This window comes from Sphingomonas sp. T1, from assembly GCF_902506585.1.
In the GTDB taxonomy this organism is placed as follows: Bacteria; Pseudomonadota; Alphaproteobacteria; order Sphingomonadales; family Sphingomonadaceae; genus Sphingomonas; species Sphingomonas aerolata.
Genome location: NZ_LR733875.1, coordinates 2392526 through 2414911, shown reverse-complemented (window position 1 = coordinate 2414911; position 22386 = coordinate 2392526). Strand labels below are relative to the sequence as shown.

Below are 22386 nucleotides of genomic sequence, written 5' to 3'. Positions count from 1 at the left end.
GCGCGGCGTCAGCCGGCCGCGGCGGTGCCGGGAAAGCGGACGACGATCGTCGTGCCGCGGTCCGCTGCGCCGAACCCGACGGTCGCGTTCAAGCGCGCGACGGCGGAGCGGACGATCGCGAGCCCTAGGCCACTGCCTTCCGGACTGCCCGGTGCACCGAGACGGACGAAGCGGTCGAACGCGACCTCGCGCTGGCTGTCCGCGATGCCCGGGCCGTCGTCGATCACCGCGATCGCGGTCTCCCCGCGCGACGTCTGGAGGCTGACCGTGACCGTCCCGCCGCGCCGGTTATAGCGGATGCCGTTGTCGACGAGGTTCGACAGGATTTCGAAGATCAGCGTCCGGTGCCCGGCCACCCGGTAGGTTTCGACCGGGTCGGTTTCGAGCGTGAGGTCGATCCCCGCCTCGATCGCCTGGTTGATCTGCCGGGTGATGACCGCGGCGGCCACCTCGCGCAGGTCGACGGTTTCGAGCGGGGCGGACACCCCCGCCTCCTCCGCCCGTGCCAGCGCCAGCAGCTGGGTGACGAGCCGTTCGAGCCGCGTCACGGCATCGGCGATCTCGTCGAGCGCCTCGTGCCGTTCGGCGCCCGAACCGCGCCGCGCGAGCGCCACCTGAACCTTCAGGACCGAAAGCGGCGTGCGCATCTGGTGCGATGCATCCGCGGTAAAGCGGCGCACGCCGACCGTCGCGGTATCGAGCTGCGCGAGCAGCCGGTCGAACGCGCCGGCGAGCGGGCGCAGCTCGCGCGGCAGCGGCCCCGTGTCGAGCGGCGAGAAGTCGGGCCGCGCCCGTTTGTCGCGCGCCTCGATCGCGCCGCGCAGCCGGGCCAGCGGGCGCAGGCTCCACCCCAGCGCCGGGCGGAGCAGCAGCGCGGCACCACCGACCAGGACGCACTCGCCGATGAGCAGCGCGATCATCAGACGGCGGGTCAGGGCTGACCGATTGTCGATCGTCTCGGCGATCTGCACGATCACCGGCCGGTCGATCCGCGGCAGGTCGCGACGGACCTCGGCGATGCGGATCCGCTGACCGCGATAACGCGCAAAGCGGTAGGCGGGCACATCGACCGCGAGCGCGGCGGGATCGGGTGCGGGCAGATCGGCATAGCCCGTGAGCAGGTCCCCGCCGACCGCGATGCGGTAATAGACATTGTCGCGTTCGGCGTTCTCGAGCATCCCGAACGCGGCGGCGGGAAGGTCGAGCGTGACCTCGCCGCGCTCGACCTGCACGGTCTCCGCGATCGCGCCGAGCGCGCCCCCGAGCACGCGGTCGCTGGTGCGCCGGACGACATCGGTGATCAGCGTCGCACCGACCACGCCGATCAGGATCGCCGCCGCGAGCAGCGGGCCGAGCACCGCCACCAGCAGGCGCGTCCGCAGCGCGGGGGCACGCGCCTCAGCCGGCATCGAGCATATAGCCGACGCCGCGGACGGTGCGGATACCTGGACCGTCGGGGGCAAGCTTGGTCCGCAACCGTGTGACATGGACCTCGATCGCGTTGCCGCCGACGGGTTCGTCGAACCCGAACACCTCGCCGATCAGCAGCTCGCGCGGCACGACGCGGCCCGCGCGCATCGCCAGCGCCTCGAGCACCGCGCGTTCGCGACGGCGCAGATCAAGCACCCGGCCGGCGATATCCGCATCCCCCGTCGAGCGGTTCATCGTCAAGCTCCCCACACTCAGCACCGGGAGCGGATCGCCGCCGCGTCGCCGCCCGAGCGCGCGGACCCGCGCCTCGAGCTCCTCGGGATCGAACGGCTTGCGCAGATAGTCGTCGGCGCCGAGATCGAGCCCGCGCACGCGGTCGTCCAGCGCATCGCGTGCGGTCAGCATCAGCACGGGCACACGCTCGCCGCGTCGCCGCAGCGTCTCGAGCACCGCGAAACCGTCGATCCCCGGCAGCCCGACATCGAGGATGACCAGCGCATAGGGCTCGCCCGCGACGATGCCGAGCGCCTCCTCGCCGCTCGCGACATGATCGACCGCATTGCCGCCCGCCCGCAGCAATGCCGCGATGCTGCGCGCGAGGGCGGCGTCGTCCTCGATCAACAGAATGCGCAAATCGGCTTACCTCGTTGATTCAAAAGGGCGTGAAAGGTTGGTGACAGCTTCGATTCGTATTCCACCGCTACTGCCTATCCGAACACAGAGACGGAAGGCGAGGAGAGGTGACGATGGCACGAATGGTTCTCACGATCGGATTGCTGACCACGCTGACCGGGTTCGCGGCGACCGCGGTATCGGCGCAGCGTCCGGCGGGCTATCCCCGATCCTATGACACGCTGATCGAAAGCGCACGCGCCGAACGGCAGGTCCGAATCTATGGCAATGCCGATCGCGCCGAGCTGCTGCCGGTGGTCGCCGCGTTTCGCAAACGCTATCCCGGCATCACCGTCCTCTACGCCGATCTCGGATCGACCGAAATGTATCGCCGCTTCGTCGCCGAGACGCGCGCGCGGCGCCTGTCCGCGGATCTGGTCTGGTCGTCGGCGATGGATCTGCAGGTCAAGCTGATCAACGACGGCTTCGCGCAAAGCTATGCCAGCCCCGAAAAGCCCGCGCTGCCCGCCGTCTCGGTCTGGAAGAACATGGGCTTCGGCGTCACCGCCGAGCCGATCGGGATCGTCTACAACAAGCGGCTGCTGCCGCCGGCGCGCGTGCCGCGGACGCATGCCGAGCTGGAGGCGCTGCTGCGGACGCAGCGCACCGCGCTGACCGGGCGCGTGACGACCTTCGATCCGTCACGCTCGAATGTCGGCTATCTCTATCTGTCGGAGGACATGGCGATCACGCGCGACACGCGGTCGTTGCTGGAGGCGATCGCGGCGACCAAGCCGGTCCTGTCGCGGACCAGCGAGCCGATGCTGCGCGGCGTCGCCGAGGGGCGGCAGGCGATCGCCTACAACGTCATCGGCTCCTATGCGCTCGAGCGCGCGAGCACCGATCCGCGGATCGGCGTGGCATTCCTCAAGGACTATACGATCGTCACGTCGCGGATCGCGTTCATCGCCCGCGAAGCCGCGCACCCGGCGGCCGCCAAGCTGTTCCTCGACTTCCTGCTGTCGCGCGAAGGCCAGTCGCTGCTCGCCAAGCGCAGCCTCTGGCCGGTCCGCACCGACGTCCCCGCGCGCCGCCTTCCCGCTGCGCAGGCCCGACCGATCCGGGTCGGACCGCAGCTTCTCGTCACGCTCGATCATCTCAAGCGCCAGCGCTTCCTGCGCGACTGGACCGCCCTTCTTGCCAACGGAGCCTCTTCCCGATGACCCCATTTCGTACCGGCTGCGCTCTCGTCGCGCTGATCATCGCGACACCCGCGCTCGCCCAGACCGGGGCACCGGCGCCCGGCGACGCCGACCTCGCCGCACTGGTCCGCGCGCAGGCGGCCGAGATCGCCACGCTCAAGTCCCGGCTCGACCGGCTCGAGACCAATGCGGTCGTCGCGCAGGCGGCCGCGCCCGCGGCCCCCGTCCAGCCGACCGGCGCCACCCCGCAGCCGCAGCTTGCGCAGACCGGCGAGCCCCGGCGGACCGTGCCGTTCGCGCCGCAGCTCGCGCCTCCCGGCCCCGCCGACCGCAGCGTCGCGCAGGCCGTGGCGGCACGCGACAATCCATCGGGCCTGACGACCGAATGGGGTGCCGGCCTGCCGGTCTTCCACTCGGCGGACGGCGTCTATACCTTCAAGCCGCGCGGCCGGATCCTGACCGATGTGAGCTCGAGCTTCGGGTCGAAATATGACGGCCGCAACATCACGACGACGGGGATGCGGGCGCTGCGCCTCGGTCTCGAAGGCGGCGTCGGCACGCACTTCTTCTATCAGTTCGAAAGCGACTTTTCCGAAAACGAGGTCGACGTCGTCACCGCGTTCGTCGGCTGGCGCAACCGTATCACGCCCGGTCTCGATTACGACGTGCGCGCAGGCCATCTGTTCAACGACCGCAGCTTCGAAGGATCGACCGGGTCGGACTCGACCCCGTTCCTCGAGCGCACGACGGTCGCCACCGCGATCATTCCGCAGCGCGGCTTCTACGGCATCGGCGTGATGCCGCGGATCTTCTGGAAGACCGGCCACGCGTCGGTCACCGTCACCGGCGACCGGATCGACGGCACGCAGACGGTCGGCGACAGCCGCACCGTGCTCGGCCGCGCGCACTGGAACCCGATCAAGTCCGACACTGGCGTGCTCCATCTCGGGCTCTGGGGGTTCGACGAATCGCTGTCGTCGGTTTCCGGCACGCTGACGCGCAACACGGTGATCGGCGGGCGCTTCAACGGCGCGCTGCGCGTGTCGAGCGGACCGCTGACGGGCGGGACCGGGACGACCGGCTACGGCGTCGAGCTCGGCGGCTATCGCGGGCCCTTGTGGGTGATGGGCGAAGCCGGCCAGCGCAATGCGCGGCTCGACGGTGGACGGCCCGACTTCGTCAGCAAGGCGTGGAGCGTGTCGGGTGGTCTGTTCCTGACCGGCGACCTGCCGCCGTATAACCCGCGGCTCGGGAGCTTCGGCCAGCCCAAGGTGCTCAAACCCACCTTCGATGGCGGCGTCGGCGCGATCGAGCTGACCGCGCGGTACGAGAGCCTCGATTACAGCGACCTGCTGACCGGCGGCGACGGCTGGGCGGCGACGGTCGGGGTGAACTGGTATCTCAACAGCTTCACCCGGTTCCAGGTCAACGCGATCCAGTGGAACACCGACAATCGTGCGGGCGACTATGTCGGCAACGACAGCGGCCAGACGGTCAGCGCGCGCGTCGGTGTGACGTTCTGATGCGGCGCGCCGTCTCCGGCATCTACCGCTCCGTCATCCTGACGAAAGTCAGGATCCAGAGCCAGACAGGACGGCGCTCCGTAACCTTGGATCCTGACTTTCGTCAGGATGACGGGGGTTTTGCCCCCACCCCCTTTTTCACGCCCTTTTCTAGGACGATGCGATGAACCTTGCCCTGCTTGGCTTCCTGATGGTCGCCACGTTCATGACGTTGATCATGACCAAGAAGATGACGCCGCTGGTCGCGCTGATCGTGATCCCCTCGATCTTCGGCGTCTTCGCCGGCGAGGCCGCGGGTCTCGGCCCGATGATGATCGACGGGATCAAGAACCTCGCGCCGACCGGCGTGATGCTGCTGTTCGCGATCCTGTTCTTCTCAACGATGACCGACACCGGCCTGTTCGATCCGCTGGTCGGACGGCTGATCCGGATGGTGCACGGCGATCCGATGCGGATCCTGATCGGCACGGTCGTGCTGTGCGCGCTCGTCAGCCTCGATGGCGACGGCTCGACGACCTACATCATCACGATCGCCGCGCTGCTGCCGCTGTACAAGCGCTACGACATGAACCGCCTGTATCTCGTCTGCCTGCTGATGACGACGAGCGGGATCATGAACCTGACGCCGTGGGGCGGGCCGACCGCGCGCGCGGCGAGCGCGCTGAAGCTCGATCCCGCGACGCTGTTCCTGCCGCTCATTCCCGGCATGATCGCAGGGCTCGCCTTCCTCGTCGGGCTGGCGGTGTATTTCGGCCGCAAGGAGCGCGCGCGCATGGGCGAAGCGGGCATCACCGCGACCGACACGTTCACCGGCATGGCGGTGTCGCAATATCCCGAAGCGCGCCGGCCCAAGCTGATCTGGTTCAACGCAGCCCTTGTCGTCACGCTGCTGACGCTGCTGGTCTGGGGCATCCTGCCGCTGTCGGTGCTGATGATGCTCGCCTTCGCGATCGCGATGATCGTCAACTATCCCGGCGTCGCCGACCAGAAGGAACGCATCTCCGCGCATGCCGGCAATGTGCTGGCGGTCGTGTCGCTGATCTTCGCGGCCGGCATCTTCACCGGAATCCTCGGCGGCACCGGGATGGTCGAGGCGATGAGCAAGGCGGTGGTCGGCGTGATCCCGCCGGCGATGGGCCCCTATATGGCGCCGATCACCGCAGCGCTCAGCCTGCCCTTCACCTTCTTTATCTCGAACGACGCCTTCTATTTCGGGATGCTGCCGATCCTCGCCGAGGCGGGCGCGCATTACGGCGTCGCACCCGAGGCGATCGCGCGCGCGTCGCTGATGGGCCAGCCGGTCCATCTGCTCAGCCCGCTGGTGCCGTCGACCTATCTGCTCGTCAGCCTGGTCGGGATCGATCTGGCGGATCATCAGCGGTTCACGCTGGTGCCGGCGATCCTGGTCTGCGCGGTGATGACGGTGGTGGGCATGATCGCGCTCGCCTTCCCGTTCGTCGCCTGACCCGTCCGGCCGCCCGATGATGCCCCCCGCCATCCGCCCTCTGCTTCCCGCCACCGGAGACACCGCATGACCCGTTCGCCGATCCCGCTCGTGCTGCTCCCCGCCATGGGCTGTGACGGGCGACTCTGGGCACGGCAGATCATGGATCTTGCCGCGCTCGCCGAGCCCGAGTTTCATGACCTGTCGCGGGACGACACGCTGTCGGCGATGGCCGCGCGCGTGCTCGCCAAGGCGCCGCCGCGCTTCGCGGTGTCGGGGGTCAGCCTGGGGGGCTATGTCGCGATGGAGATGGTGCGGCAGGCGCCCGACCGGGTCCTGCGGGTCGCGCTGTTCGGCACGCGCGCGTCGATGACGATGCGTCCGCGGACGGTCGACGGCCAGGGGCTGCTCGCGACCGCCCCGCATGCCGATCCGCGGCTGACCGCGATCGTGGCGGGCCCGGTGCAGGCGATGGCGGACCGGGTCGGCAAGGCGGTCTTCGAACGCCAGCAACGCGCGCTGCTCGAACGACCCGACATCAGCGATGCGATCGCCGCGATCCACGTGCCGACGCTCGTCGCGGTGGGCGATCGCGACCGGATCTGCACGCCCGACGATGCGCGTGCGCTGGCCACGCTGATCGAGGGCGCGCGATTCCACGAGCTGCGGGGCTGCGGCCATCTCGCCCCGCTCGAACGGCCGGGCGAGGTCACCGCCCTGCTGCGCGACTGGTTGCGCTGACGCACGCGACGGGCGCGCGAACAAAATGCGATCATGTTGATGCAGGTTGATAGGAATGGCGGGACATTCGCGCCGCCCGACCGCGTTGATGCTCGCCGATACCGGCTAGGAGAGAGCAGACATGGCCGTCAAATTTGCAGGAACGATGAACGCGATCAATCGCGGACTCGACGCGACGAAGCCCGCCAAGGGCGCCGACATGGTCGAGGATTGGGAAGCCGCACTCGCCGATATCGAGACACCCGGCGCCAAGGGCATTCTTCGCGACCTGGCATCGCTGCGCAAGCAGCTCGAGAAGGACACGCCGGACGCCGACCGCGTCCATGCGCTGCTGCACCGGCTTGGTACCGCGACGACCAAGATCGCGGAAAAAGCTGACACGTCGCAGGACAAGCTGCGTGCGCTCGGCGAGGCGCTGACCGAAGCGGGCGAGGACAGCCCGGACGAGGAAGAGGACGTCGCCGCAGCCGCAAGCCCGAAGCGCGCGCGCAAGAAGGCCTGAGGTTCAGGCGCGGGCCGGCAAATCAGCCGGCCCGCGCCTTTTTCTTATTTCGGCATCACGTCCGCAGCGGTGCCACGTAGCGGTGCCACGCGAGGTCAGCGCGTCCAGGCATAGGGGCCGACGAGCGTCCCGACGAAACCGCCCGCCACCCGCGTGCTCAGGAACCGGACGTCGACATCTGATGCGAGCGTACGAGGCGTTGCGCCGGTCGTGTAGCTGAAGCGCATCGTACCCCCGGTAGCGTCGATCGTCAGCGTAACCGGGCCCGCCGGATCGACCGGCGCGCTTGCGACGAGCTGCTCCTTGCCTTCCTGCGTTGTGTAAAGGGCGACGACAGGTTTCTCCGCAATCCGCGTCAGCCCGAAGAAGAGATGCGCCTTGTCGCTCTGCATCGCGGCGAGGCCGGCACGATCGCCGGCCTTTGGCGAAAAGCGCAGCGTAGTGGAGATCGTCGCGTCGTGATGCTGCTGGCGCCGGCCGATAAAGGCGGGGACGCCCGCGAGATCGCCCATCGGCGCCCCCCGGCCGAGTACGAGCTCGCCTCCGGTCAGGCGATAAAAGGGTGCCTTGGGGGTGCGGACTCCGACCCATTGCATTGCCAGCCGATCGCCGTCGAACTCGTCGACATAGGAAAAGGCGCCAGCCGTCGGCACTGTTCCCGGGCGCTGCGCAGGCAGTCCGGGCGAGGCCGCGACTTCGGGAACGCGCTGCCCCTTAGGCAGGATGATCGGCCAGCCATCCTTCCAGGTCACGGGGAGCAGGAACGTCTCGCGACCGATATTGTAATAGTCGCCGGCATAGGGCCGGACCGCGAGGAAGGTCGCCCACCATTCGCCCGTCTGCGTCTGGACAAGTTCGGCATGCCCCGCCGAGGTGATCGGCTGCGACCTTGCGGGATCGAGATCGCGCTGCGTCAGTATGGGGTTGCCGGCATAGGGCTCATAGCGGCCGCGCAAGGTCCGCGACCGGAGCACGACCTGAGAATGATTGACGCTCGTGCCGCCCTCCGCGGCGGTCAGATAATACCAGCCATCCTTGCGGAAGATGTGCGGCCCTTCGATCCAGACCGGCTTTTTCGACAGGTCGACGCCGCCATTGACGAGTTGCGTGCTCTCGCCGACCATCTGTCCCTTGCGCCAGTCATATTCCTGGATCCAGATCGCGCGGTGCCCGTCATAGCGTGGGGGTTCGGCGGGGGCGCGGTTGTTGACGATATAGGCCTTGTCGCCTTCCCAGAAGATCGAGGGGTCGATGCCCTCGAACGGCAGCCAGATCGGCGCGGACCAGGGGCCGGCCGGATTGCGCGCGGTGATGACGAAATTGCCTTTGCACTCGACGCAGGTGTTGACGATGTAGAAGACGCCGTCGTGATGGGAGATGTCGGGCGCAAAGACCGCCTGCGACGTCCGCATGCCGGTGAAGTCGAGCTGATCGGGGCGGTCGATCGCGTTGCCGATCTGAGTCCAGTTCACGAGGTCGCGCGAATGGAAGACCGGCAGCCCGGGGAAATGCGCGAACGACGAATTGACGAGATAATAGTCCTCGCCCACCCGGGTGACCGACGGATCGGGATAATAGCCCGACAGGATCGGGTTCCGATACTGGTTGCGCTGCAACGGTGCCGCGCCGGGCGACCGCCCCTCATAGCTGAAACGGCTGAACCGGGGCGATGCGTCGGATGGCGCAGCGGCGGTCTGTGCCGGACCGCCCTGCGCGACGCTGGTGCCAGCGAGCGCGATGAGAGCGAGGGTGAGGATGCGCATGAGGGGGAATCCTTTATCCGGGGCGGGCGGCGGTACCAAAACTGGGTCGTTCGTGTCCTTCGGCGGCTGCCGGGACGATCGCGCAGTGGCGACCGTCCCGACCGTCGGTCCTAGAAGGTGCCGCGCAGGCCGATCAGGAACTGACGACCCGGCTTATACTGCGTGAAGGTCGCATTCTCGAACTGGAAATAGGACCGCAGCGTCGCGTCGGTGAAGTTCGACACGTTGACCGTCAGCTGCGGTGCGCCCGCCAGGCCGAAGATCTTGTCGAGATCGAACGACGACGAGAAGTCGTAGGTCGTATAGTCCGTCCCGAACAGCGCCGCCGCCGGGATACCGTTCTGCGCCGCGCCGCTATTCTGTGCGCCCTGACGCGAGGTCGTCGCCACCCGGAGCATCACGCCGTTCTTCTCGTAGAAGCCGGTGATGTTGTAGGTGAAGGGCGACACGCCGAACGCCGTTGCCGGGCCATCGCTGCGTTGGTCGACGATCGTCGCATTGGCATTGAAGCCGAAGCCCGTGACGCCGATCATCCGGGTCAGGAAGTCGAGCGGCTGGACCCACTGGAATTCGAGGCCGTTGATCGTCAGCTTGTTGGGGACGTTGACCTGCGACGTGACCTGGACCTGCGCGACGCCGGGGCCGCCGCGCGACTGGATCGCGAACTGCTGGTTGGCGTTGAGCGTGTCGAAGGTGATGCCGTATTGCGCGAGTGCCGCGAACGGCACGGTGTTGATCGCGGTGTTGGTGAACCCCTCGATCGACTTGCGGAACGCGTTGAAGCTGACGACGCCTTCACGGCCGGTATAATATTCGAAACCGAGGTCGAGGTTGGTCGACATATAGGGCTTGAGCGCCGGGTTGCCGATGTTCGCCTGATCCGCCGACGGCGCACCGAAGTTGACGCCGGGCAGCTGCGCCGAGGGGTCGGGACGCGTCATCGTACGCGAGCCGGCGACGCGCACCACCGCCTGGTCGCCAAGGTCATAGGCGAAGGTCGCAGCGGGCAGCCATTTCGAATAGACGTTGCGCGTCGACACCTCGCTGACGATATTCACGTAACGGCTGCCGTCGGGCAAGCTCGCGCCCGTGCTGGTCGTGTTGCGCGGATCCGGCAGCGAGACGCGGCCCGTGATCGTCTGGATCGTGTTGACGTAGCGTACACCGACATTGAACCGCAGCGTGTTGTCGCCGATCTGCTGCGCGCCGTTGAGCGTGGCGAAGGCGGATTTTACGACCTCGCGGATCGCACCGCCGCTGGCGCCGGTGTTGGCAGCCCCCGTTTCGGGCGCCGCGTCGTGGAAGCTGTCATAGTTGGTGGCGGCGGCAAAGGCCGGCCAGTCGACCGTGACGAACCCTGCCGGGCCGGGCTTCAGATAGCCGGGCACCGCCGCATTGGGGACCAGCGAGCCGCCATAGCTGACCGGCCCCGCCAGGCCGGTGGTCGCGCCCGTGCCATAGCCGGGATAGCTCGGATAGCCCGCCGGCGCGGCGCCGGGGGCGTCGAGGCCTGCGCAGGGCGGCTGGGTGTTGGGCGATGCGACGAACACGTTGGGATTGTTGCCGCAGACGGCATTCTGCCACGCCTGGCTGTTGTCGAACCCGCGGATCCGCCGCGACACGTCGTCGAATGCGCCGCCGATCTTGAGGTTGAGCGCCTTGCCGCCCCAGGTCAGATCGCCACGCGCGCCCTTGCTCTTGTTCAGACGCCGCTCGTCCTGGATGCCGACCCGGCTGCCCGCGTTCCAGCCGAAATTCGCGGGATCGTTGAGGTCGAGCCCGCTCTGGATCGTCGGGATTCCGCCGGTGTTGCTGTAGGTGACCGTGTTGCCGACGCCGAGCGGGGTGGTGAGGCCCACGGTCGGGCTCTCGCGGTGGAAGGTCGACCGCGCATAATTGCCCTGCAGCGAGGCCTTGAGCGTCGGCGAGATCTCCCATTCGCCGCCCGGGTTGATGCTGACCAGCTTCGTCGTCTCGGTATAAGGGCGGAATTCGTTGAAGAACTGCGCGTTTGCAAACGTCCCGCCGGTCACCACGCACCCGATCGTGCAATCGGGATTGTCGAAGGTCAGGTTGGTCGGGATGATCGCGCCGTTGCGGACGATCCAGGCCATGTTCTCACGCGTGAGCTCGTTCTTTTTGTAGCCGTACAGACCGTCGATGTAGAAATGCAGCGCATCGGTCGGCTGCCATTCGGTGCTGACGATCGCGTTGATCCGGTCGCGCGGGCCGCGGATGCTGGTCGTGCGACCGAGCCGCGGGAGCAGCGCATTGTCGATCTGCTGGATCGTCGCGCCCGGGTTGTTCGCGAGCAGAAACGCCCGGTCGATGGGCGTTCCCGCGACCAGCCCGGAACCGGCGCCGACTGGCACCACCGCCGGGATCGTCCAGTTGCCGCCGCCGGTCGTGTTGCAGCCCGACGTGGCGCCGCACTGCGCCGCGGTGAGCGCCGGATTGGTATAGCCAATCGTCTCGAACCCGCGCGTATCGGTGAACAGCCTTTGTGCCGACACGCCGGCCAGGATCCCGAACGTGTCGGTCCGCCAGCTGCCGATCAGCGCGCCGCGCGCGCCGATCCGGTCCTCGGGCGACTGGCGCGTACCCTGGACGTTATAGTTCAGGAATCCGGTCGCGCGGTCGAGCGGACGTGCCGAGCGCAGATCGATATTGCCCGCCGCGCCGCCCTCGAGCAGGTCGGCGGTATAGCTCTTGTTGACGGTCAGCTTGGTGAACAATTCGGTCGGGAAGAAGCTCAGGTCGACCGAGCGGTCCGTGCCCTGCGCGTCGGTCGCGCCCGACGACGCGACGGCGATCGTCGCGCCGTTGAGCGTCACGTTGGTGAAGTTCGATCCGAGCCCGCGGATCGCGACATTGGTCCCCTCACCCGTCACGTCGCGCGTGATCGTGATGCCGGGAATGCGGTTGAAGGATTCGGCGATGTTGGTGTCGGGAAACTTGCCGATGTCCTCGGCAAAGATCGAATCGGTGAAGCCGGTCGACGCCCGCTTGGCATCGGTCGACTTGGCGAGACTGGACCGGTAGCCGGTGACGACGATGTCCTCGCTGGGCGTGCCCTGCGTGTCCTCGGTCTGCGGCGCGGGCGGCGTTGCCGGGGCTGGATCCTGACCATTGTCGGGCACCTGCTCCTGCGGCGGCGGTACCGTCTGCGCCAGCGCGATCGACGGCGCCAATACGGCCAGGGTGGTAGCGCACAACAAGGCTGCACGCGTCAGACGCGGCTGTTGAAATGCCTTCATGATCAGGGTCCTCTCTGTGGGGTCGTCGCCGTTCGTTGCGGCATACGAAGTCGGTACTGGGGCGCGGAAAGCGGGTCCCGGTTTGGCTAAAACGTGATGCTATGTACGGATTCGGTCGGCCGGTCAGGCTATCGGGGCTCGCCGAGCTGATTCAGGTGGAAGCGCGCCGGCGCGACATCCCGCGCGCGCATCCGCCGGCCGATCTGGCGGCCGCGACATTGGCCGGACACTTTCATGGTCACTCATCCTATCCCTCATGAAACCGTCTGACGCAGTCTGATGTTACCGGTATCTCGCCATGATTGGTTAGCGAGTCAAGCCGGTTTTGGTTTGGCCAATCCCTTAGGCCCTTTCTGCGGGCCGTGAGGACGTCCGATCGGGGCGGTCCGTGGCGCATTTTGGTCTCAAGGGTTGCCCGCTGCCGCCGGTAAGCGAATGCCCTTGGCACGTTGCCGCTATTCCAGATTGACGCAGTGCAGCATAAAACCTACCAGCGCGCGCTCCCGAAATGCTAAGCCCGACCAGGCGCGGCCTTGCCCAGCGCCGGAGGCGCCGCTTTACCATGACCACGACCTTCGCCGACCTCGCTCTGGCGCCCTTCCTGCTCGAAGCCCTCGGCGAGCAGGGCTATGCCCATCCGACCCCGATCCAGGCGCAGTCGATCCCGCAGCTGCTGCAAGGCCGCGACATGCTCGGCATGGCGCAGACCGGCACGGGCAAGACCGCCGCGTTCGCGCTGCCGCTGCTCCACCGGCTCGCCGCCGATCCCCGCCCTGCCCCCAGGGGCGGCGCACGCATCCTCGTCCTCGCGCCGACGCGCGAACTCGTGTCGCAGATCGCTGCCGGGTTCGAGAGCTTCGGCCGCCATCTGAAGCCGAGCGTGATTACGATCTTCGGCGGCGTCAGCCAGTTCCACCAGGTCAAGGCGCTCGAGGCGGGCGTCGACATCATCGTCGCGGCGCCCGGCCGTCTGCTCGATCTGGTCGAACAGGGGCTTTGCGACCTGTCGGCGCTCGAGGCGCTGGTGCTCGACGAGGCCGACCAGATGCTCGACATGGGCTTTGCCAAGCCGATCGAGCGGATCGTCGCGACCTTGCCCGCGGACCGGCACACTTTGCTGTTCTCGGCAACCATGCCAAAGTCGATCGCGACGCTGGCCGACAGCCTGTTGCGCGATCCGGCGAAGGTCGAGATCGCCCCGCCCTCGACCACGGTCGACCGGATCGAGCAATCGGTGATGTTCCTCGATGCCGCGAACAAGAAGGACGCGCTGCTCGCGCTGCTGCGTACGCCCGACATCGGCCAGGCGGTCGTGTTCACGCTCCAGAAGAACATCGCCAACGACGTCTGCGCGTTCATCGGCGAAGCGGGGATCACCGCCGAGGCGCTGCACGGCAACAAGTCGCAGGGCCAGCGCGAGCGTGCGCTCGACGCGTTCCGTGCCGGCACCGTCCAGGTGCTCGTCGCGACCGACATTGCGGCACGCGGGATCGACGTCGACACGGTGACGCACGTCTTCAACCACGACCTGCCGAGCCTGCCCGAAAGCTATGTCCACCGGATCGGCCGGACCGGACGTGCGGGCCGCAGCGGCTTTGCGGTCACGCTGTGCGACGCCGAGCAGCGCGCATGGCTCCACGACGTCGAGCGCGAGATCGGGCGCACGCTGACCGTGCACGACGATCACGAATGGCATTGCGAAGTCGCGCGTCACTCGACCAAGCGTGCGCCGGTGCTGGGCGGTGGTCCGGTCAAGCAGGTCAAGGCGCCCAAGCCGCCGCGCGAGCGCAAGGTGTGGACCGAGGAAGAGAAGCTCGCCGCGCGTATGGCCGCCCAGGCCGCCTAACCGCGGGGCACCGTGTCGACCCCGTCGTGACGGCGGGGGCGACGCATGGTCATTCCTCGGTTTGCGGCTTAGGCTGCCGCGATGGCCATGATCCTTCGACACGCCCGCACGCCGGTGATCCTGTTGGCGATGCTGACGACCGCGCCCAGTGCCCCGCCGACCGAGCGGGCACGGTGGGAGGCGCAGGCGGGACGCGTGACGATCACCCGCGACGATTGGGGGATCCCGCATATCCGCGGTCGGTCCGACGCGGATGCCGTGTTCGGGCTGATCTACGCACAGGCCGAGGACGACTTTGCGCGGATCGAAGCGAATTACCTGACCGCGCTCGGCCGGAGCGCGGAGGCGGACGGCGAGGACGCGGTCTGGGCTGATTTGCGGCAGCGGCTGTTCGTCGACCCAGCTGAACTCCAGCGCGACTATGCGGCGAGCCCGGCGTGGCTACGGACGCTGATGCAGGCCTGGGCCGACGGGCTGAACTATTATCTGGCGACCCATCCGCAGCGGAAGCCACGGGTCCTCACCCGGTTCGAGCCGTGGATGGCGCTGAGCTTTACCGAGGGCAGCATCGGCGGCGATATCGAGCGCATATCGCTGAGCGACCTCAAGACCTTCTACGGCACGCCGACGCCGCCTAGCCCCGAAGAGATGGGCATGGTGCCGCGCGAACCGTCGGGGTCGAACGGCATCGCGATCGCGCCGCGCCTGACTGCGAACGGTCATGCGCTGCTGCTGATCAACCCGCACACCAGCTTCTATTTCCGCTCGGAAGCGCAGATGACGAGCGACCAGGGGCTCAACGCCTATGGCGCGAGCACCTGGGGCCAGTTCTTCATCTATCAGGGCTTCAACCCGTCTGCGGGCTGGATGCACACGTCATCGACGGTCGACAATGTCGACGACTTCGCCGAACGGGTCGTCCGCGGCGACGCGGGCTACCGCTATCGCTACGGCAAGACGTTGCGGCCAGTCACCACGAGGGTCGTCACTTTACGCGTCCGCAACGCCGACGGCACGTCGGGCACGCGCCGCTTCACGACCTATCGCACGCATCACGGCCCGATCGTCGCGAGCAAGGCGGGACGCTGGATCGCGACCGCGCTGATGTGGAAGCCCGTGCCTGCGCTCGAGCAAAGCTATCTGCGGACCAAGGCGACTGATCTGGCGGGCTATATGGCGGTCGCGCAGCGCAAGGCGAATGCGTCGAACGACACGCTGTTCGCAGACACCAAGGGCGAGATCGCGTTCCTGATGCCGCAGTTCATGCCGATCAGAAGCGACCGGTTCGACTATACCCGGCCCGTCGACGGCAGTGACCCGGCGACCGACTGGCGCGGCCTGCACGGGCTCGCCACGCTGCCGAGCGTCGCGAACCCGCGCACCGGCTGGGTGCACAACACCAATGACTGGCCCTGGAGCGCGGCCGGACCCGATAGTCCGCGGGCGGCGGATTATCCCCGCTACATGGATCAGGTCGGCGGCAATGCGCGCGGCGTCCATGCGGATCTGCTGTTGACCGGGAAACGCGGCTGGACCGCGGAGACGCTGCGTGCCGCCGCCTATGACTCTTACCTTCCCGCCTTTGCGCGGCTGCTCCCTGGTCTGGTCGACGCTTGGCGGGCGCTGCCGGCTAGCGATCCACGCCGGGCGAAACTCGCGGCGCCGATCGCGCTGCTCGATCGCTGGGATCACCGCTGGGGCTATGACTCGGTGGCTACCAGCCTGGCGGTGTTCTGGGGCGACCAGCTGTGGCGCGAGGTCGGCGGGTTCGCACAGGGAGAGCGGACGAACGTGCCCGACTACATTGCGACGCGCGTCACGCCGGAGGCCAAGATCGCCGCGCTGTCGGCCGCGGTCGATGGGCTGACCCGCGACTTTGGCAACTGGCGAACGCCGTGGCAGGCGATCAACCGCTTCCAGCGGCTCGACGACGCGATCCAGCCGCATTTCGACGATACGCGCGCGTCGACGCCCATCCCCTTCACCTCCGCGCAATGGGGCAGCCTCGCGTCGTTCGGTGCCAAGCGCTGGCCGGGGACGAAGCGCTATTACGGGAACAGCGGCAACAGCTTCGTCGCGGTCGTCGAATTCGGACCGCGCGTGAAGGCGACGGCGGTCATGGTCGGCGGGCAGAGCGGCGATCCCGCGTCCCCGCACTTCGCCGACCAGACCGCGCGCTACGCCGGCGGCACACTGCGTCCCGTCTATTTCCATCCCGACGAGCTCAAGGGGCATGTCGCCCGGCGATATCGTCCCGGCGGCTAGGTCTTTCGAATGGCGACGGTGCGCGCGAGTTCGTCGCGCGCCAGCAGGATCTTGCGGCGCACGTCGATCGGCAACGACCGCTGCTCGCCAAGAAAATCGTCGACGATCCGCAGCGCGTCCGGGCTCACCTGCCCGCCGATGAACGCGTCGATCCAGGCGGGCAGGAAGAAGATGCGGCGATTCTGCCGGATCCACAGCAGCCGATCGAGCGCCGGCCGCAGGAACCCGATGGTCAGCGCCGCCTGCCCGTCCGCATTGAACGCGCCGAGGCTTTCGCTCGCCCATGCCTCGTTGAGCGCAGCATCGTCGAAATAGCGCTTGAAATAGGTGGTCTTCACCGCAGCCCGCGGGGATGCCGCCTCCGCGACAAAGGCATCCTTGGCGGCCTCGGTCGAGGTATCGCGCGCGCGCTCGGCGGCGAAGCGCGTGCCCGCGTCGGGCGCGTCGATCGTGATCAGCCGCCGGACGATCGCCCAGCGTGTCGGCTGCCGGATAAGCTCGCCGGCCAGTCGCGCGCGGCCGTCGAGCAGGGCGCGCAGGCGGTCGAGCGCGAGCAGCGTCCGCGAGGTCGCAATCAGACGGTCGAGCGCGTCCTTGCGCAGTCCATAACCGATCGCCGCATCGTCGATCCGCGCGAGCAGCGCCGTTTCCCAGCCCGCCCGGAGCCCCGCGCCGCGTGCCTCGGTGAGATAGACGTCGAGCGCCGCTGCCCCGCGCGACAGGATCGCGCGCGAGATCTGTTCGTCGCGCTCGGCGGGAAGCTCGCGCAACAGCACCGCAAGATAGCGTTCGGGCGGCAGCCGGCGGTCGCGGACGACGTCCCAGAGCGCGCTCCACAGCATCGCGCGCAACAGGCTGTCCGTCACGCTGCCGACGTGTGCGGCGATCCACGCGACCGTCCGGTCGTCGGGCATGAACAGGCCGTAACCCTGGTCGTCGTCATTCGCCCAGACATAATCCGGCGCGGGCAGGCCGGCCGCCTTGTCAACGGTCGCGACCGCCCCCTCGAAGCGTGCGTCGAGCACGATGTCCTCGCGGGCGTGGTAGCCGAGGCGGACGCGCACCTTCATCGGCCAGGCGCCACCCGGTTCGCCCGGCAGCCTGCTCTCCGGTCGCTGTTTCAGCACCAGCGCGTCGATACGCCCCTGCGCGAGCGTCAACGCGGTCTCGATCCGCGGCAGCCCTGCGCGCAGGACATAGTTGCGACCGAACGCAGCCAGATCGATACCCGACGCCTCACCCACCGCACCGAGCAGGTCCTGCCAGGTCGCATTGGCATAGCCATGCCGGGTGAGAAACAGGTGCAGGCCGCGCCGGAACCCGTCCTCGCCGACGAAGAACGCCAACTGCTTGATGACCGCCGGCGCCTTGTTGTAGACGATCGGTCCGTAATTGCTCTTCGCGGCGTCGAGATTGTCGAGCGATTGCCAGAGCGGCGCCGTGCCGCTGGTCGCGTCGGCGCGATAGGCGGGCGTCTTGATCGACAGCAGGAACGTCGTCCAGGCGTTGCTGTCCGGCTGCAGATCCGCCTGGATCCGCGCGGCCATGAAGGTCGAGAACCCTTCCTTCAGCCACAGATCGTCGAACCAGCGCATCGTGACGAGGTCACCGAACCACTGGTGGCTGATCTCGTGATAGATGGTCTGATCGCGCGCCAGCCGTTGCGGCAATGTCGGCGGCTCGCGGAAGACGAAGCGGTCCTCATTGTAGAAGACCGCGCCGACATGCTCCATGCCGCCAAAGGGAAAGGCCGGCGCGAGCACCAGGTCGAGCTTGGCGAAGGGAAAGGCGATGCCGAACCACTCGGCGAGCCAGCGTACCGCCGCGCGATTGGTCGCGAGCTGTGTCTCGGCATCGACCTCGGCGGCGCGCGAATGGCGGGCGTAGAGCGTGATCGGCTGCCCCCCGGCGGGGGCCGATGTCGTGCCGACCCAGGGCCCGGCGGCAAAGGCGGCGAGATAGGTGGAGATCGGCGCAGTCTCCGCGAACCGCCAGCGGGTCGCGGCGCCTGTCGGAGTCTTCGCGGCGACCGGCCCGTTGGCGATCACCGTCCAGCCCTCGGGCGCGACGACGTCCCAGCAGATGCGGGCCTTCAGGTCGGGCTGATCGAAGCAGGGAAACAGCAGATTGGCATCCGACGGGACCAGCAATGTGTAGAGATAGGTCCGTCCGTCGGCCGGGTCCTTGAAACGGATGATCGCGGCGCCTGCGCTGGCGATCGGGGTCTCGAAGCGCGCCGTCACGCTGTTGGCTCCGGTCTTCAGCACGCGCGCGGGCAGCACGAGATGGCCATCGCGTCGCCCAGTGGCCGGGACCGCCACGCCGTTCGCCTCCAGCCCGGTCAGTATCGTCCCGCGAAAATCGAGGATGAGGTCGCCGCTGTCCCTGACCCGGTCGAACCGGATCACGACCGACCCGACCGCACGGTCGGCGGCGGTGACGTCGAGCGAGATGGCGTAGCGGACCCGCGCGATCTGCGCCGCCCGCCGCTGCGCCAGTGCGAGCGATATGCCCGGCCCGGTCAGCGGATCGGCGGCGACGGCCGCCTGCGCCATGCCCGGCCAGCCGATCGCCGGGAGTGCGAGCGCGCCCTTCAACAGGGCGCGGCGGTCCGCTTCGCGCGGCGTGTCCGGATGCATCGTCGCGCCCCTTATTGCCGGTGCGCGGCGATGTAGCGACCGACCTGTTCGTCGAGCACGTCGAGCGGCAGCGCGCCCTGATCGAGCACGGCTTCGTGGAAATCGCGAATGTCGAACCGCGACCCCAGTTCGCGTTCGGCGCGCGCGCGCAGTTCGGCGATCTTGAGCTGACCGACCATGTAGCTGGTCGCCTGCCCCGGCCAGTTGAAATACCGGTCCACCTCACGCGCGATATCCTTGTCGGAAACCGAGCTGTTCGCCTTGAAATAGGCGATCGCCTGGTCGCGGTTCCAGCGCTTGGCATGGATCCCCGTGTCGAGCACCAGCCGGATCGCGCGCCACACCTGGAGCGACAGCATGCCGAACCGCGCATAGGGATCCTTATAGACCCCCATCTCGTTCGCGAGCCGCTCCGAATACAGCCCCCAGCCCTCGATATAGGCGCCATAGCCGCCGAACTTGCGGAATTTGGGGATGCCGGTCAGCTCCTGCTGGCGTGCGATCTGGAAATGATGCCCCGGCGCGCCCTCATGCGCGGCGATGCCGGCGACCTGGACCTTCTGCGTCTGGTTCATGTCGACCAGGTTGACGTAATAGATGCCGGGCCGCGATCCGTCCGCGGACGGTGGATTGTAGAAGGCGGTGGACGCCGTGCCCTCCCGCCATTTCTCGACCGCGCGCACCTCGAGCGGCGCCTTGGGCAGGGTCCGGAAATAGCGGGGGGCGGCCGCCATCACCGACGCGATCACGCCGCGCGCGTCGCCGAGATATTGTTCGCGCCCCGCACTGGTGTTGGGATATTTGAACTGGGGATCGGTACGGATCTTGTCGAAGAACTGTTCGAGCGTGCCGGTGAAGCCGACCTCGCGCTTGATCGCCTCCATCTCCTGCCGGATCGCGGCGACCTGTTTCAGGCCCAGATCGTGGATCTGGTCGGCGGTCAGCGCGGTCGTGGTCGAGGTCTTCAGCCGGTCGGCATAATAGGCCGCGCCATCGGGCAGATTCCAGGCGCCGAAATTGCCCTTCGATTGCGGCTCGATGGCGTCGAGCGTCGCGAACAGCTGGTCGTAGCCGGCACGGAACGGCCCCGTCAGCGCCGCGCGCGCCTCCTCCAGCAACGCCGCCTTGGTCGCCGCGGGCACTGCCAGCGCGGTCACCTTCTTGCGGAAATCGGCCATGACCGTCGAATCCGCGCCAGCGTCGAACGGGGCACCGACCAGCACGGCGCGTGCATCGGCGCGGGCGGGCGCGAAGTTCACCGCATTGGGAATGATTCCCGCCGCCGCCTGCTCGCGCATCGTCGTGCTGACCTCGCGCATGACGCGCTCGGTATCGCGCAGGCGTGCGATATAGGCCTGCGCGTCGGCGAGCGTATCGACCTTGTGGTTGTTGATCAGCAACACCGGGATGTCGCCCGCCGGGCTGCCGTTGGTCGTGACGGGGAAGCGCAGCTTGCGGAAGCGCAGCGACTGCCGCCCGCGGTCGACCTCATATTCAAACAGCCGGTAACTGACCCGCGCACTCTCGCCCAGATCGTCGGGACGGAACCGCGATCGCATGGCCTTCAGCTGCCGCTCCGACAGGGCCTGCGCGCGGACCGCGGCGGCGTCGGTATAATCGTCGAGCCGGTCATAATGCGTCTTCAGCCCGAGCTGGGTCAGCGATTCCGGGCTGAGATCAAGCTGTTCGTCATAGGCCTTGTCGAGGAAAGCGAGCAGTGCCGCATCCTGCGCCGCGACGCGCTGGGTCTCCACCGGCACCGGGGCGGCGGCGAGGACGATCGGCACGGTGGGCAGCAGCAATAGGGCAAAGGCAAGACGCATTACATTCTCCTGTCGAATGCGTGCTTGTCGCGCGCGGATCCCGTCAGCGCAATCACGGACCGCCAATTGCATGGCCTTCGTCGTCAGGCGCGAAATTGCCGATCGCGCGTTCATGCCATGATGAAAGACCTTCCTACTCTGCTGCGCGAGCGGGCCAGATCCGGCGCCAAGGCCCGGATCGTCGGGCAGGTGCGTGCGCTGTTCAACGACCAGGCGCGGGGCGAGGCGCCGGTCGAGCGCAGCGCTGCGGCGATGTTCGCGCCCGATGCGGTGATCGGCACAGTGCATGGCGACGTGGTCAGCATGATGGTCGGCGGCGTCGCGGCACTGCTGCTGCAGATGCTGCACCCGGCGGTTCTGGCGGGCGTCTGGGATCATTCGAACTTCCGCACAGACATGCTCGGCAGGCTCCGGCGCACCGCGCGGTTCATCGCGGTCACGACCTATGGCGAGCGCACCGATGCGGAGGCGGTGATCGCGCGTGTCCGCGCGGTGCACGCGCACATCGCCGGTACGCTCCCTAACGGCACGCCCTACCGCGCGGACGATCCCGCACTGCTCGCCTGGGTCCATGTCTCGGAGGCCTGGTGCTTCCTCGCCGCGTGGCAGCGTTTCGGCGACCACCGGCTCGGCATGGCCGAGCAGGACGCCTATTATGCGGCGTTCGCCGAGGTCGGCGAACTGCTTGGCGCCGCATCGCTGCCGCGGGATCGGGCGGGAACGGACCGTTATCTGCAGACCATGCGCCCGCAGCTCGTCGCGGATGCCCGGACGCGCGAAGTTGCCCGGTTCGTGCTCGAGCAGACACCCGCCAACCCGCTTGCCCTGCCCGTCCAGCGTATCGTGATGCAGTCGGCGGTCGATCTGCTGCCCGAATGGGCGCGGCGAATGCATGGGTTGGCGGGGTCGCCGGCCTTGATGCGGCCCGTCGTCACGTCGGGCACGCGCAACCTGGCGAAAACATTGCGCTGGGCGTTTGTCGAGCAATAGCCGATCCGCGGCCATCGCGATTAAACTACCAGCCGGTATGTTAATCTGGTTGACAGGTTTCCGCGGCGCTTTATATACCAGCCGGTAGACAAACAGTCCCGGCCGATGGTCGGTCAAGTTGTCGTCCGTCAATCGTCTTCCGGCCAGCGAAGTTGCCGACACTGTCCTAGTCGAACGCCAAGAATTCCGCAGTTTTCAGACCGGTTACGGCGTAATGCCGGCGACCGGATATCGTCCACGCTTGTCATCTGGACTGTCGATGCCGCGAGCACCGACGATCGGTGACGCATGTCCATTACAACGGGGGGCAATCCCATGGCATATCCCAGATTCACGTGCACGTCAGCC

General features: G+C 67.7%; 14 protein-coding genes. 8 read left to right on the top strand and 6 right to left on the bottom strand.

Going from position 1 to position 22386, the window contains the following annotated elements; all coding sequences use genetic code 11:
• Positions 1 to 8: 8 nt before the first annotated feature.
• On the bottom strand, positions 9 to 1409 hold the full coding sequence (locus tag GV027_RS10845; protein WP_159511885.1) for a sensor histidine kinase: 1401 nt from the start codon (positions 1407 to 1409) through the stop codon (positions 9 to 11).
• On the bottom strand, positions 1399 to 2064 hold the full coding sequence (locus tag GV027_RS10840; protein WP_031439546.1) for a response regulator transcription factor: 666 nt from the start codon (positions 2062 to 2064) through the stop codon (positions 1399 to 1401). Before GV027_RS10840 ends, GV027_RS10845 begins: the two co-directional genes overlap by 11 nt.
• Positions 2065 to 2186: 122 nt before the next feature.
• On the opposite strand from GV027_RS10840, the gene GV027_RS10835 reads away from it, so the two are divergent.
• From GV027_RS10835 to GV027_RS10815, 5 genes are all read left to right on the top strand, one after another.
• Positions 2187 to 3266, top strand: coding sequence for an ABC transporter substrate-binding protein (locus GV027_RS10835; RefSeq protein WP_443029555.1), 1080 nt, complete (start codon positions 2187 to 2189; stop codon positions 3264 to 3266).
• Positions 3263 to 4768, top strand: a complete 1506-nt coding sequence (locus tag GV027_RS10830; protein WP_159511883.1) for an OprO/OprP family phosphate-selective porin — start codon at positions 3263 to 3265, stop codon at positions 4766 to 4768. The genes GV027_RS10835 and GV027_RS10830 overlap by 4 nt, the downstream gene beginning before the upstream one ends.
• Before the next feature lie 163 nt (positions 4769 to 4931).
• Positions 4932 to 6233, top strand: coding sequence for a CitMHS family transporter (locus GV027_RS10825; protein ID WP_056408458.1), 1302 nt, complete (start codon positions 4932 to 4934; stop codon positions 6231 to 6233).
• Positions 6234 to 6299: 66 nt separating this feature from the next.
• On the top strand, positions 6300 to 6953 hold the full coding sequence (locus GV027_RS10820; RefSeq protein WP_159511882.1) for an alpha/beta fold hydrolase: 654 nt from the start codon (positions 6300 to 6302) through the stop codon (positions 6951 to 6953).
• Positions 6954 to 7074: 121 nt separating this feature from the next.
• Positions 7075 to 7455 carry a hypothetical protein gene (locus GV027_RS10815; RefSeq protein WP_236559173.1) on the top strand — a complete coding sequence of 127 codons (381 nt, stop codon included), beginning with the start codon at positions 7075 to 7077 and terminating at the stop codon, positions 7453 to 7455.
• A gap of 95 nt (positions 7456 to 7550) precedes the next feature.
• Here the strand turns inward: GV027_RS10815 and GV027_RS10810 are convergent, their stop codons facing one another.
• Together GV027_RS10810 and GV027_RS10805 are read right to left on the bottom strand one after the other, a co-directional pair.
• The gene (locus GV027_RS10810; RefSeq protein ID WP_159511881.1) at positions 7551 to 9218 is read right to left on the bottom strand and encodes a glycoside hydrolase family 43 protein; all 1668 of its coding nucleotides are present in this window, start codon (positions 9216 to 9218) and stop codon (positions 7551 to 7553) included.
• A 110-nt stretch (positions 9219 to 9328) separates the two neighbouring features.
• Positions 9329 to 12475 (bottom strand): TonB-dependent receptor, encoded by a 3147-nt coding sequence (locus GV027_RS10805; RefSeq protein WP_159511880.1) that lies wholly within the window; start codon positions 12473 to 12475, stop codon positions 9329 to 9331.
• Positions 12476 to 13037: 562 nt separating this feature from the next.
• Between GV027_RS10805 and GV027_RS10800 the strand changes: the two genes are divergently transcribed.
• Positions 13038 to 14321 carry a DEAD/DEAH box helicase gene (locus GV027_RS10800; RefSeq protein ID WP_159511879.1) on the top strand — a complete coding sequence of 428 codons (1284 nt, stop codon included), beginning with the start codon at positions 13038 to 13040 and terminating at the stop codon, positions 14319 to 14321.
• Between the two features lie 81 nt (positions 14322 to 14402).
• Positions 14403 to 16586 (top strand): penicillin acylase family protein, encoded by a 2184-nt coding sequence (locus GV027_RS10795; protein ID WP_159511878.1) that lies wholly within the window; start codon positions 14403 to 14405, stop codon positions 16584 to 16586.
• Here GV027_RS10795 and GV027_RS10785 read toward each other — a convergent pair.
• Both GV027_RS10785 and GV027_RS10780 read right to left on the bottom strand, forming a co-directional pair.
• Positions 16583 to 19225 carry a M1 family metallopeptidase gene (locus GV027_RS10785; protein WP_236559172.1) on the bottom strand — a complete coding sequence of 881 codons (2643 nt, stop codon included), beginning with the start codon at positions 19223 to 19225 and terminating at the stop codon, positions 16583 to 16585. The genes GV027_RS10795 and GV027_RS10785 overlap by 4 nt on opposite strands.
• An 11-nt stretch (positions 19226 to 19236) precedes the next feature.
• Positions 19237 to 21048: a DUF885 domain-containing protein gene (locus tag GV027_RS10780; protein WP_159511876.1), complete on the bottom strand. Its 1812-nt coding sequence runs from the start codon at positions 21046 to 21048 to the stop codon at positions 19237 to 19239.
• Between the two features lie 117 nt (positions 21049 to 21165).
• Here GV027_RS10780 and GV027_RS10775 point away from each other — a divergent pair, with 117 nt between their 5' ends.
• A complete protein-coding gene (locus GV027_RS10775) occupies positions 21166 to 22038 on the top strand; it encodes an oxygenase MpaB family protein (protein ID WP_236559171.1) in 873 nt (290 codons plus the stop codon).
• The last annotated feature ends 348 nt before the right edge of the window (positions 22039 to 22386 follow it).

What these genes read in the sequence shown, in the direction of transcription:
- GV027_RS10845 (WP_159511885.1), bottom strand. Translation starts at nt 1,409, where the DNA reads ATGCCGGCTGAGGCGCGTGCCCCCGCGCTGCGGACGCGCCTGCTGGTG.
- GV027_RS10835 (WP_443029555.1), top strand. Translation starts at nt 2,187, where the DNA reads ATGGTTCTCACGATCGGATTGCTGACCACGCTGACCGGGTTCGCGGCG.
- GV027_RS10830 (WP_159511883.1), top strand. Translation starts at nt 3,263, where the DNA reads ATGACCCCATTTCGTACCGGCTGCGCTCTCGTCGCGCTGATCATCGCG.
- GV027_RS10825 (WP_056408458.1), top strand. Translation starts at nt 4,932, where the DNA reads ATGAACCTTGCCCTGCTTGGCTTCCTGATGGTCGCCACGTTCATGACG.
- GV027_RS10820 (WP_159511882.1), top strand. Translation starts at nt 6,300, where the DNA reads ATGACCCGTTCGCCGATCCCGCTCGTGCTGCTCCCCGCCATGGGCTGT.
- GV027_RS10815 (WP_236559173.1), top strand. Translation starts at nt 7,075, where the DNA reads ATGGCCGTCAAATTTGCAGGAACGATGAACGCGATCAATCGCGGACTC.
- GV027_RS10810 (WP_159511881.1), bottom strand. Translation starts at nt 9,218, where the DNA reads ATGCGCATCCTCACCCTCGCTCTCATCGCGCTCGCTGGCACCAGCGTC.
- GV027_RS10805 (WP_159511880.1), bottom strand. Translation starts at nt 12,475, where the DNA reads ATGAAGGCATTTCAACAGCCGCGTCTGACGCGTGCAGCCTTGTTGTGC.
- GV027_RS10800 (WP_159511879.1), top strand. Translation starts at nt 13,038, where the DNA reads ATGACCACGACCTTCGCCGACCTCGCTCTGGCGCCCTTCCTGCTCGAA.
- GV027_RS10795 (WP_159511878.1), top strand. Translation starts at nt 14,403, where the DNA reads ATGGCCATGATCCTTCGACACGCCCGCACGCCGGTGATCCTGTTGGCG.
- GV027_RS10785 (WP_236559172.1), bottom strand. Translation starts at nt 19,225, where the DNA reads ATGCATCCGGACACGCCGCGCGAAGCGGACCGCCGCGCCCTGTTGAAG.
- GV027_RS10780 (WP_159511876.1), bottom strand. Translation starts at nt 21,048, where the DNA reads ATGCGTCTTGCCTTTGCCCTATTGCTGCTGCCCACCGTGCCGATCGTC.
- GV027_RS10775 (WP_236559171.1), top strand. Translation starts at nt 21,166, where the DNA reads ATGATGAAAGACCTTCCTACTCTGCTGCGCGAGCGGGCCAGATCCGGC.